The 11,545-nt window shown below is 43.0% G+C and carries 9 protein-coding genes; 3 read left to right on the forward strand and 6 right to left on the reverse strand.

Annotated features, from left to right (window positions below; genetic code table 11):
- The first annotated feature begins 140 nt into the window (after window positions 1-140).
- From proC to GKO22_RS05585, 3 genes are read left to right on the forward strand one after another with little or no spacing between them, the layout of a single operon-like run.
- A complete protein-coding gene (gene proC, locus GKO22_RS05575; RefSeq protein ID WP_166333103.1) occupies window positions 141-956 on the forward strand; it encodes a pyrroline-5-carboxylate reductase in 816 nt (271 codons plus the stop codon).
- Window positions 949-1,749 carry a glutamate 5-kinase gene (proB, locus tag GKO22_RS05580; RefSeq protein WP_166333104.1) on the forward strand — a complete coding sequence of 267 codons (801 nt, stop codon included), beginning with the start codon at window positions 949-951 and terminating at the stop codon, window positions 1,747-1,749. Before proC ends, proB begins: the two co-directional genes overlap by 8 nt.
- 40 nt (window positions 1,750-1,789) lie before the next feature.
- Entirely contained in the window at window positions 1,790-2,986 is a 1,197-nt protein-coding gene (locus GKO22_RS05585) for a glutamate-5-semialdehyde dehydrogenase (protein ID WP_166333105.1), read from the forward strand.
- A 64-nt stretch (window positions 2,987-3,050) separates the two neighbouring features.
- Here the strand turns inward: GKO22_RS05585 and GKO22_RS05590 are convergent, their stop codons facing one another.
- The 6 genes from GKO22_RS05590 to GKO22_RS05615 all read right to left on the reverse strand — a co-directional run bounded on the left by GKO22_RS05590 (window position 3,051) and on the right by GKO22_RS05615 (window position 11,534).
- Entirely contained in the window at window positions 3,051-3,902 is an 852-nt protein-coding gene (locus GKO22_RS05590; RefSeq protein ID WP_166333106.1) for a glycine betaine ABC transporter substrate-binding protein, read from the reverse strand.
- Complete coding sequence (locus tag GKO22_RS05595; protein ID WP_166333107.1) at window positions 3,899-4,732, reverse strand: ABC transporter permease; 834 nt, start codon at window positions 4,730-4,732, stop codon at window positions 3,899-3,901. Before GKO22_RS05595 ends, GKO22_RS05590 begins: the two co-directional genes overlap by 4 nt.
- 3 nt (window positions 4,733-4,735) lie before the next feature.
- Entirely contained in the window at window positions 4,736-5,980 is a 1,245-nt protein-coding gene (locus GKO22_RS05600) for a quaternary amine ABC transporter ATP-binding protein (protein WP_166333108.1), read from the reverse strand.
- Window positions 5,981-6,286: 306 nt separating this feature from the next.
- Entirely contained in the window at window positions 6,287-7,483 is a 1,197-nt protein-coding gene (locus GKO22_RS05605) for a PepSY-associated TM helix domain-containing protein (protein WP_166333109.1), read from the reverse strand.
- Window positions 7,484-7,504: 21 nt separating this feature from the next.
- The gene (locus tag GKO22_RS05610) at window positions 7,505-9,730 is read right to left on the reverse strand and encodes a TonB-dependent siderophore receptor (protein ID WP_166333110.1); all 2,226 of its coding nucleotides are present in this window, start codon (window positions 9,728-9,730) and stop codon (window positions 7,505-7,507) included.
- Window positions 9,731-9,884: 154 nt separating this feature from the next.
- Window positions 9,885-11,534 (reverse strand): RagB/SusD family nutrient uptake outer membrane protein, encoded by a 1,650-nt coding sequence (locus GKO22_RS05615; RefSeq protein WP_166333111.1) that lies wholly within the window; start codon window positions 11,532-11,534, stop codon window positions 9,885-9,887.
- Window positions 11,535-11,545: the final 11 nt, after the last annotated feature.

Here is an 11,545-nt window from a genome sequence, read left to right on the forward strand (position 1 = left end):
TTTTTTGAGTCTGTCGATTTTATGGAAAAATAAAAAAATCGTCAATTTTCACACGTTTTGCATGGATATTGCTTCATTTTAGGTGAAAAAGTGAAGAAAATCTTCATTTCTACAAACTTTAAAATCAATATTACATATCTATGAAGGTACTCGTAATTGGAGGGGGAAATATGGGCTTCACCTACGCGGAAGCTATTGCAAAATCTACTATATTAAAAACGAACGATCTGATGATTTTGGACAAATCAGAGGAGCGTGTCGCAGAATTATCCACCAACCCATTGTTGGATGGCTATACCGAATTGAGCGCATGCTTGCCTGCAGCCGATGTGATCTTTATCGCCGTAAAACCTAATCATGCACAAGGATTAATGGAACAAATGCGCCCTTTTGTTAATGAGGAACAAGTTTTCGTTTCGATTATGGCAGGCGTTACCATCAAAGTGATTCAAGAAGGACTCGGCATGACAAAAGTGATTCGTGCGATGCCCAATCTGCCAGCACAGGTCGGATTAGGGATGACTTCCTTTACCGCATCCAAAGAAGTTTCGCGATTAGAACGCTCGACCATCAAGCAACTGCTTGATACGACTGGTCGCTCCATCTATTTAGATACCGAAAACGACATCGACGCTTCCACTGGAATCTCAGGAAGTGGACCCGCTTATATCTTTTATTTTATGCAATCTATGATGGAGGCAGCACAGCAAATGGGTTTCTCCGGTAGAGAAGCGCGCACGTTGGTTTACCAAACATTTGCCGGCGCCGTAGAACTCTTCGGCTCGTCTGACTTAGATCCCAATGCTTGGATGGCCAAAGTAGCTTCCAAAGGTGGTACTACACAAGCCGCACTGGACTCCATGGAAGACAATAATGTAAAAGAACAAATTAAAGAAGCCGCTTACGCTGCATTTAACAGAGCGGTAGAACTTGGAAAAGAATTTAATCATGCATAATACAATAGAGAAAGAATCTAAACCTATAAAACGTGTAGTCATCAAAGTGGGGACTCACGTTATTACCAACAAAGACAATCGCATCGTAGAAAAGGTGCTTCAAAAATTAGTGGACCAGATCGCTTACCTCCATGAGCAAGACATCATGACGGTATTGGTTTCTTCTGGTTCTGTGATCGCAGGCAAAGAGGTGATGCGCCATCAGTTGAAAACAGATGACAAAATCATTCGCCGTCAGGTATTTTCCGCCATCGGTCAGCCGCGCATGATGCGGCACTATTACACCTTATTTCGCTCGTACGGCATCCGTTGTGCGCAAGTATTGGCCACCAAAAGGGATTTTGATGCTGGGCCACACCGCGAAAACATGATTAACTGTTATGAAGGATTACTTCAAGAAGGGGTCGTACCGATCGCCAATGAAGATGATGCCGTTTCGCTATCGATGTCTACATTTACAGACAACGATGAGTTGGCGAGCTTAGTCGCCGAATTGATCAAAGCTGATATGCTCATCTTGCTGACGGACGCGGATGGTTTCTTTAGCGGACATCCAGAAGATCCAGAAAGTGAACTATTGAGTCACATTAGTGCTGACGAACCGGTGGAGCAATTTGTGCAAGAAAGCACCAAAGGGGAAGCACAAGGTCGTGGTGGTATGAAATCCAAACTTAATATCGCTAAAAAGACTGCTAATCTGGGTATAACCACTTATATTGCAAATGGTAAAAGACCCAACGTTGTATTAGATATTGTGAATGGCGTAGACGTAGGTACAAAATTTACCGTTTAGTCTATCATACCAATCTATTACATTAATAAAGAGAAATAACATGAAACGTTTACATACAGACATTAAAAATCAGGTGTTGACGTCAATGATCAACATATTAGACCATAGTCGCACCGAAATTTTAGCCGCTAACGCGGAAGATATTGCCCATTTCGAAGGTAAGGATCAAGCGCTTTACGACCGATTATTGGTCAATGACAAGAAGATCGACGAAATGATTCGCGCGGTACGCGCGGTAGCCGGACAGGAAGATCCTGTCGGCAAAACCATTTCTGATCTTACTTTAGAAAACGGCTTGCATATCGTCAATCAGACGGCGCCATTTGGCACCATTATGATTATCTACGAATCGCGGCCAGATGTGACGATAGAAGCAGCCGTATTGGCTTTCAAAGCTAATAATCGCATCCTGTTAAAAGGCGGTAAAGAAGCTATTCATACCAATCAAGCGTTGGTAGATTGTTGGCACAAAGCATTAGCCGAGCATGATCTTCCGGCGGATTGGATTCAGCTTTTAACGCTGAACCGAGAAGATACGCAAGAATTCTTGCGCAATCCACCGCAGCGCCTAGACCTTATCGTACCTCGTGGCGGTGAGCGCTTAATAGCATTTGTGAAAGAGCATGCGCGTTGCGCCGTATTGATCAGTGGCCGCGGCAATAACTTCGCTTACATTGCCGAAGATGCCGATTGGGAAATGGCACTCAAAGTAGTTGTACATTCCAAGGTCGACAAAATCAGTGCCTGCAACGCCTTAGATAAAATTTTAATTAATCCGGCTTTGCCGAATTTTGAGGAACGCGTTCGCGAGTTGGGCAAACAGTTTGCACAAGAATCTGTGGAGATCCTTGCAGATGAGTCACTTCGTGCTTATTTTGCGGCTGCTCAGCCACTTTCCGAGGAAGCATGGCACGAAGAATTCTTGGCTAAAAAGATTGCCATCGGCGTAGCGAACGAATTGCCTGCTGCCGTCGAAAAAATTAACGATTGCAGTGGTGGTCATTCGGCCATTATCTTCACCAAAGACACCGAGAAAGCGCAAGCTTTTATGGAGCAAGTAGATTGTGCAGCAGTATATCACAATGCGTCGACACGCTTTACTGATGGTGGACAAATGGGTGTGGGTGCTGAACTAGCCATTAGTACCGACAAATTGCATCATCGCGGACCGCTTGGTTTAGAGCAATTGGTTACGAACAAATACTATGTATTTGGCGAAGGACAGATTCGCGTGTAGCTATTTTTTTATAGCAAGAAATACTATAACTGAAAAAGGCATCCCATTGGATGCCTTTTTCAGTTTATTCGCTGCTACCCCACCAAGCGTCGAGTAACGCCTTATTCTCCGCTACCCATTCTCGGGCAGTTTCCTTTTCATTCTTACTAGCTTCCATGCGTGTTAACAATTCGGAAAGCACATCTTCTTCAAAAAAAGCATGTTGAAAATACCGATAAACTTCAGGATAATCTGCTTCAAAGTCGTCGCGTACGAATGTTTCGATGTGTTCGGTATCGCCATAAATCTTCTTCGGATCTTCTAAAAACTTCACATCGTAGCGGCCGAAAAGCCAATGCGGTTGCCAAGCGGTAACCACAATCCAGCGCTGCTCATCGATGGCTTTTTGCAATTCAGAAGCCATCGCAATCATCGAAGAATTCAATTGCCGATAATCTAAATCGTACGCCAACAGCACGCTATCCGTATAGGTAGCCATACCAGATCCACGTTCAATACCAACAATGCGTCCGCCAAACTTATCTTTGTTGGCGTTCAATTCTTCAATGGAATTGATATCGACATATTTGGGCACAACCAATCCTAAACGTGCGCCTTCGTAGTTAATTCCAGCGCTTTTAATATGATCAAAAGGAGCGACTTTATCGCCATGCGTCGTAGGCAGCCACACATTCATAAATACATCGGTATCGCCATTATCCATCGAAGCCAGCAGTAAGTTTGGCGCTGCTTTGTGCGTCACGACCAGATAACCTTTTTGTGATAAATATTCTTTGGTGACTAAGGTCATGGCATTACCCTCGGCCCAACCTTCTACCATTCCCATACTGATGCGTTTGCCAATCCTACCGCCACAGCTCCCAAATACGAGGAAGAGGACGATAGAAATGCCAACGCTATATATTATACGTCTCATTTTACACTAATTTTATTACCGAATCCTTGCGTGATACGATCCAACACGATAGCCAGAATGACCACGGACAAACCACTTTCAAAACCCAAACCAATGTCCAAATTATTGATACCTTCTAATACCTTCTCTCCTAACCCGCCTGCTGCAATCATACCTGCAATCACGACCATGGAAAGCGACAACAGAATCGTTTGATTCACGCCTGTTAAAATCGTTTTCAAGGCCAGCGGCAACTCTACTTTAAATAAGATTTGCTTTTGCGTAGCACCTAGTGATCGTGCTGCTTCCAACACATCTCCCGGAACTTGCTGAATGCCCAAAGCGGTCAATCGGACAGCCGGTGGCATGGCAAATATAATGGTGGCAAATGCGCCCGGAAGTTTTCCAATACTGAAAAATAATACTGCCGGAATTAAGTACACGAATGCAGGCATGGTTTGCATCAAGTCGAGCAATGGTCGAATAACGCGATGTGCAGTCATATTCTTGGCCGACCAAATACCCAACGGAATGGCGATGATCAAGGCGATAATGGTGGATGAAATAATCAAGGCCAGCGTCTGCATGGTCTCTTCCCAGAATCCCATCAGATAGATCAGTGCTAGGCCACATAAGGTAAATGCAGCTACACCGCGACTGGCATAACGCCACGCGGCAAACGTAAATAAAGCAATCGTAATGAAAAATGGTACGCTCACCAGTACCCATTCAATGCTTTCAATGCCGGCATTGCCAGAGGTTTTTATAAAATCAAATAATGGTCGCAGGTTGGCCATCAACCATTTGACTGCGATGGCGATGTATTGTCCTATATCTATTGTTTTTTCCATGTTTTAGTTGTGGTTGGCGTTTTCTTTCAATTCAGTTATCTCTTGCTCGTTGAAGCGCGTCGCTTCGATCACGACAGAGTTTTGGGATACAATACCCAGCAATACGCCGGTATCTTTCTCCGTCACCGCGATGGGCGATCTTGTGGCAGTAATTAGGGGCAACATTTCTTCGACAGTCACTTCGGTCGTCACAGTAGGCACTTCTTTTTTCAAAATGCTCTCCACCGTTGGATCTTTTCGTTTGGCACATAATACCGCATCATTGACCCATACAAAACCCAAGAACGTTTGATTATCATCTACTACAGGCAACACATCTAATCCCGTTGTGCGCATTTTGCGTAAGGTTCCCTCTGGACCATCTTTTCCAAAGCGCACCGTCGTTGGCTTCTGATGCATTAAGGAACCTGCCGTAATGATGGTCTTGCGATCTACCTTTTCCACAAAAGCTTCTACATATGGCGTAGCTGGATTAGTCAAGATTTCTTCTGCCGTGCCAATCTGCTCAATAATCCCATCTTTCATAATTACGATCCGATCTCCTAACTTGATGGCTTCATCGAGATCGTGGGTTACAAATATGACGGTCTTCCGCAGTTTGTTTTGCAAGCTGATTAATTCATCTTGCATCTCTGTTTTGATTAATGGATCTAATGCCGAGAACGCTTCATCCATCAGCAATACTTCTGGATCATTAGTAAGTGCGCGCGCCAAGCCCACCCGCTGTTGCATACCACCGGATAACTGGGCAGGCGATTGCTGTTCAAAACCTTGCAACCCTACTGTATCGATTGCTTGTTGTGCTTTCTTCGTTCTTGCTTCCAGATCTTCGCCTCTGATTTCTAAGCCAAACGCGACATTGTCCAGTACACTGCGGTGCGGCAGTAAACCAAATTTTTGAAATACCATGCTCATCTCTGTTCGACGTACGTCGAGTAGCTCTTGATGATTTTTTCGGGTAATGTCATTTCCGTTGACATATATATTGCCACCTGTTGGCTCAATCAATCGATTAAGACAGCGTAGCAAGGTGGATTTCCCACTACCCGACAATCCCATGATCACGAAGAACTCACCTTCGTATATTTCAAAATTTGCCCGGTTGATACCTACCGTGCAATGAGTTTTTGCCAATATTTCTTTTTTGGTATGGCCTTCTTTTAGCATCTTCAGCGCACTTTCTTTCTGCTTACCGAAAATCAATACTAAATCTTCGACCTTAATTTTTACGGGTCTTTCTTCTTTCATAATATGTATCTAGTGAAAATAGCCGCTGGGACTATCATAAATGGAATGGATACCAATGGTTTCCAAAAATTACCGATGCTTAATCTGCTATTATGGCAAGATCAAATAAGGTAGTATCAAAACAGTTTTAAAGGATAGGAAACTGCACCATTAGTGCGCGCACGGAGGGATCTTCAAAGAGTTGTTGCGCGAAGTCTTTCTGGTTTTATAAAATAAGCAATAGTTGATATTGTATATTTTGCATTTCCTCATTACTACAAAGATACAAAAAATAAAAAAAAACGTCCTTTTGGGACGTTTTTACACTCAAATAGCCTTCTTCTTTCGATTATACCAGATCATAAATCCAGTAACGGGCAACGAAGCACATATCAAACTGACCAAAAAGGCAATAATCTTAGTAGGTAGATTAAAGATGGAACCGACATGAATATCATAATTTGCTCCGACCATCTTTTCACCAAAATTTTTGTCTTTATAATCGTGTGTATGCAACAATTCAGCAGAGTGCTCGTCGAAAATCAACTGACTCATCTGATGATATGAATACGAAAGATGCTTGACGTACACTTCAAAGTTTGGATGAATGTGGTCGTCGAGGTGATCATCCCCCAGATCCAAGGCAAAGCCATAGCTTTCGGGATACAGTCTTTTTACCTGATTGGCAATCGAATCTAAGGTGTAGTCTGTCCGGACGGACTCCGGTGCCGTAGTGGTAATATGAGAATGATCGGGATATACCGTTTCGCCACCAGAAAATACAACATAGATAAAAGCTTGGATCACAAAATAACAATAGAACAAACCCGTGATCGAAAATATTAGAGCGAATATAGATCCGTAAAATCCAAGGATATTGTGTAGATCATAATTCTTACGCTTGGCCTTCGTCGTTTTTTTCCAATTAAATTGAAAGCGCTGCTTTCTACCCGCTTTGTTGCGTGGCCACCACAATACAATACCAGAAATCAGCATAAACACAAATAGACACACCGGTATGCCCACCACATACTTGCCCCATTCTGATTGTAAAAGAAAGCTGAAATGGATCATCTTCACAATATTGAAGAAGCCCATCTTCTCATCGTACACACGCAGGACTTCGCCCGAATAAGGATTCACATAAATGAGCTTGTAAATAACTACCTCATCAAAGTAATGCCATGCATCAGGATTTCGCTCGTAGTAATAGTACTGGTAAGACATGGCTGGATCGACAGGCACATTCACCCAATGCAACGGGTAATCTTCTGGACAAGCTTGCTCTACCTGATCTGCTAATACCGAAATGGGAATAAGTTCTTTGGATGCAATATCTGGTTCGTGATGGTAAATCACATCCCGACGGGTAAAATTCTCGAACTCATCTTTGAATACATATAAAGCACCAGTGATCGAAATAATGACCACAGGTATGCCCACGGCAAGGCCAAACCATAGGTGTAATTTGCCAAACCATCTTTTTATGAATGACTTTTTTTTATTTTTCTTCTCTCCCAACATTGATCTTTTTTCTTTCCTTCGTTAGAAACGGTATGTGATATTCCCAATAATATTCCGTGTTGGTTGCGCATTGGCCGTACTGTACCCAATCCAGTACCGCTCATTGGTCAGATTATCCATCCGTAAGCCAATCCGAAATTGCTTGTAATCATAATACGCATTCGCATTCAACACGGTGTATTTTGGTAATTCAAATACAGCTGTAGTCGTATTAAATATCGGTATTGCTCCCACGTGATTTCCTCCAAATCCAAAAGCGAGTCCTTTGAGCGCGCCGTCTAAGAAATTGTAGTTTGCGTAGAAGTTTGCCTGCCAAGGTGCAGCTCCTGTTGTAGGACGACGCCCTAATGTACTGGCGTCCGTGGTTTCACTAATTTTTGAATCATTGTAGCTCACACCGCCAATAACGGTAAATCCTTTTACTAAATAAGCATTGACTTCTAATTCTACACCACGACTCGTGCGCTCTCCCAATTGATCTTGCACTAGGAACCCTCCATCAGTCGTAAGCCCATTATTCTGCAAACTATTGCTAACAGTGATATCGTAATAGCTTAAGGAAGCATTCACTCTGCCTTTCAACAAATCCGCTTTCAGACCTCCCTCCCATTGGTTGGCCGTTTCAGGTTTAGACAATGCTACCGTTCCAGAAACATCTGAAATAAAATAACCATTAGAGGTAAAGCTATTCTGATAATTCGCAAAGACCGAAAATTTATCTTTCACAATCTCGTATACAGCACCAAATTTCGGCGACCAGCCCGATTGCTTGTACGATTCGGCCACGGCATTGTATAAGTTGCCACCTAAGAAGTCATTGCTCTCATAACGTAATGCCGCCATGACATTTAGTCTCGGTGTTAGCGTAAGTACATCAGACGCATAAAAACTATACGTGTCTTGATCATCAATCAATGGATAAGCAAAGGCATCAAAAGTGCCCTGATCACGTAGATTCTGATAATATGCATCTACGAACTCGGCATTGAATACCGCGTAATCTCCACCGGTGAATGGCATAAACCGCATGGTGGCAGAATAAAAGAACTGACGATTGTTGGTACGCATATAATCGCCACCGACGACCAAACGATTACGCATCTCGCCAATCTGCCCTTCAAAATTAAAGTTTTGCTGTATTTGGAATATATCTTGATGACTGTTTGCGGTTGACTGATCGGCTTGATGAATGCCTAATACACCTGTATTGCCCCAAAGATCCTCCCGACCAATATAAAAGAAAGGATTCCGGCCGTCGGATCGGTTGTAAGCTTTATTTACTGCCGTTGTAGACAGGATACGGTCTGATATCTGATAATGTGCTGTGGCAAATATGTTACTCGTACGACCGTTATTATACAAGCCATCACCGATATAAGATTCCCGATATTTCATCCCTGTATCTTCGACGAGGGCGTGCATATCGCTATAACCATACTGTGAAGGGGAATAGGAGAAAAATACACTCTGTTCTGCGATCGCTTTATTCTCGAAATGCTCGTATTCTAGATTAATATCCAAACGATCGTTTACTCTCCAAGTTAAGCTTGGTGCTAAGGTAAAAAATTGATTTCTAGCATCCTTTATTTGAAACGTTCCGGTATTGGTATATGCTGTATTTAACCGAAAAAGCAGGGATTTGTCTTCGTTGAGCGGTGTGTTGATGTCGGCCTGTGCACGATAATGATTAAAACTACCGCCAAAGATAGCCACATGGCCACCAAATTCTTCATAAGGCTTTTTCGTTACCCGGTTGATCACACCTCCATACGAAGTAGGTCCGGTACCAAATAAGGTTGCTGAAGGGCCTTTTAGCACTTCAATTTTTTCAATATTGATCGCATCCATCGTCGAAGTAACGGGCGCCACATAGCCATCACGCAAGGAATTGTTGGTCACAAAACCGCGTAAGTTGACGTACGCGCCACCATCTCCGCTTCGATTAGAAGCATTCCACATCTTTTGTAAACCAACAACGTTTCTGAAACCATCATCCACCGTCGTGATCTGCTGATTTTCTAACGCAGTGCGATCAATAGAAGAGAATACTTGTGAATTTTCGATCGCCTTGAGTGGCATGCGATTCACTGTAGGCGAATTCTTCTTGACATAGCCATCAATGATCACGTCTTCCACACTTCGCGTGGTGGAAGTATCGCGCGTGCGTTGTGTATCTCGCTGCTGTTGCTGCGCAGAAAGTGTTTGGATCGCTAAAAGGATAGCGATAAATGGTAGACTATGCTTCATGACGTATAATTTGTCTGCAAATATATTATTATTTTGAATAAGTCTAAATTAATGTTTAAAAAGATTTAGCTTATTAGCTATGACGCTTTATGAACCAAAAAAGGGCTTCCGAATTCGGAAGCCCTAAGCACAATTTTAAGAACAAACAATGATATTAATTATAACCCGGGTTTTGCGCCAAGTTTGGATTTAGAACACGTTGTCTATTTGGAATTGGGAACAACGTTTTGTTGATATCAGATGGTTGGTGATCCCACCAAGAGTTGGTGTGGAATACGCCAAAACGAATCAAATCTTGACGACGGTATCCCTCAAAGATAAATTCACGGCCACGCTCTGCTAACAACTCATTAAGCGTTAATGTAGCAGTTGTATAAAGGTTTGCTGCTTGATCTACTTGTGTAAAAGCACGAGATTTAGACGCATTGATCAGATCGACTGCTTCTTGGTTAGCAGTGCCTCCTGCCTTACGCATGATAGCTTCTGCTTTTGCAAAGTAAACCCAAGTTAAGCGATATACATTCCAATCCGTACTATTGTAACTTGGATGAGCCAAGTGTCCTAGCTTGTATTTATTAAAACGAACACCGCTATTTCCTTCTCCTGTACGCATATTGGATTCCAATAGTTCTGGATCAGTTCCATTAGCTTGCGCTACTAGGTTCAAACGAATATTGTCTACGAAAGCAATTGGACGCCCCTGATATTCATCAGACGCGCCTAGTACAGGCTGCGTCGGATCAGAGAATTTCATCTGCGGCCCAAATAAAAACCATTCTTTTTTACGTAAATCGGTATCTTGGAACGTAGTGTAAACACCAGGAATAACCACCGTACCGTTATTTCCATTACGTCCGCCACCAGTGATATCACGTTGATTGAAGTAGAAGAAATCAGCCGTCCATTGCGGCTGTGTATTCGAACGTTGGAACTCGTAAGCGATAGACATAATCACTTCTTTTGACAAATGGTTTTCAGGTCTGAAAGCATCTGTAAGATTCGGATCCAAAGCCATTTGGCCATTTTGCGCACCGCCAGCCCCATTGATCAATTGATTTGCTGCCGTAATACAATCATCCCAACGGGCAGTTCCTGTCCATACTTCTGCATTTAAGTATAGTTCTACTAACATCGCATAGCCTGCAGCACGCGATACACGACCTGTCATCGCCGTAGATAGCACTGGAACATTATTGATGTTTTCTTGAATTTCTTTCTCAATAAAATTGAAAACTTCCGTGCGAGACGCTGTCTCTGGATTAATGGGAATACCTACTTGCGTAACAATGGGAACATTCCCCCACAAGTCCATTATTTTTAAATAATGGAAAGCACGGAACAACTTTAACTCACCAATATAAGCGAGACGTTCTTCTTCCGTAATACCCATCGCAGAGGCATCACGACGCTCCAAGTTTTCGATTGGATCGGTACATAAGCCCATTCCCCAAAACATCAACCGCCAAGCATCCCTAACTGTATCCTCATCTGGCGTCCAAGAGTGGCCATGCAAGCGAATCCAGTTTCCGTTGTCCAAACCATGACGGCCTTTCTGAGGCCAAGCCAATTGATCTCCAGAATATTCACTTAAGCGCCACCAGCCGTTTTGACCGGGTGTAGCCCAAGCATTGGCGTGCGTATATGGACGGAGCACAGCTGACAGCGTCTCCATTTTGTTGTTATAATAATTATCGGTAATCAACTGATCGTAGACCGTTTCTTCTAAGTCTGTACATGCACTCATCGTAGATAAAGCGGTGACCATACCCATTGCATATACCCATTTTCTAATTTCTCTTTTCATAATAATGTGTT

Origin of the sequence: Sphingobacterium chungjuense (assembly GCF_011316935.1) — a bacterium.
Taxonomy (GTDB): domain Bacteria; phylum Bacteroidota; class Bacteroidia; order Sphingobacteriales; family Sphingobacteriaceae; genus Sphingobacterium; species Sphingobacterium chungjuense.

What these genes read in the sequence shown, in the direction of transcription:
- proC (WP_166333103.1), top strand. Translation starts at nt 141, where the DNA reads ATGAAGGTACTCGTAATTGGAGGGGGAAATATGGGCTTCACCTACGCG.
- proB (WP_166333104.1), top strand. Translation starts at nt 949, where the DNA reads ATGCATAATACAATAGAGAAAGAATCTAAACCTATAAAACGTGTAGTC.
- GKO22_RS05585 (WP_166333105.1), top strand. Translation starts at nt 1,790, where the DNA reads ATGAAACGTTTACATACAGACATTAAAAATCAGGTGTTGACGTCAATG.
- GKO22_RS05590 (WP_166333106.1), bottom strand. Translation starts at nt 3,902, where the DNA reads ATGAGACGTATAATATATAGCGTTGGCATTTCTATCGTCCTCTTCCTC.
- GKO22_RS05595 (WP_166333107.1), bottom strand. Translation starts at nt 4,732, where the DNA reads ATGGAAAAAACAATAGATATAGGACAATACATCGCCATCGCAGTCAAA.
- GKO22_RS05600 (WP_166333108.1), bottom strand. Translation starts at nt 5,980, where the DNA reads ATGAAAGAAGAAAGACCCGTAAAAATTAAGGTCGAAGATTTAGTATTG.
- GKO22_RS05605 (WP_166333109.1), bottom strand. Translation starts at nt 7,483, where the DNA reads ATGTTGGGAGAGAAGAAAAATAAAAAAAAGTCATTCATAAAAAGATGG.
- GKO22_RS05610 (WP_166333110.1), bottom strand. Translation starts at nt 9,730, where the DNA reads ATGAAGCATAGTCTACCATTTATCGCTATCCTTTTAGCGATCCAAACA.
- GKO22_RS05615 (WP_166333111.1), bottom strand. Translation starts at nt 11,534, where the DNA reads ATGAAAAGAGAAATTAGAAAATGGGTATATGCAATGGGTATGGTCACC.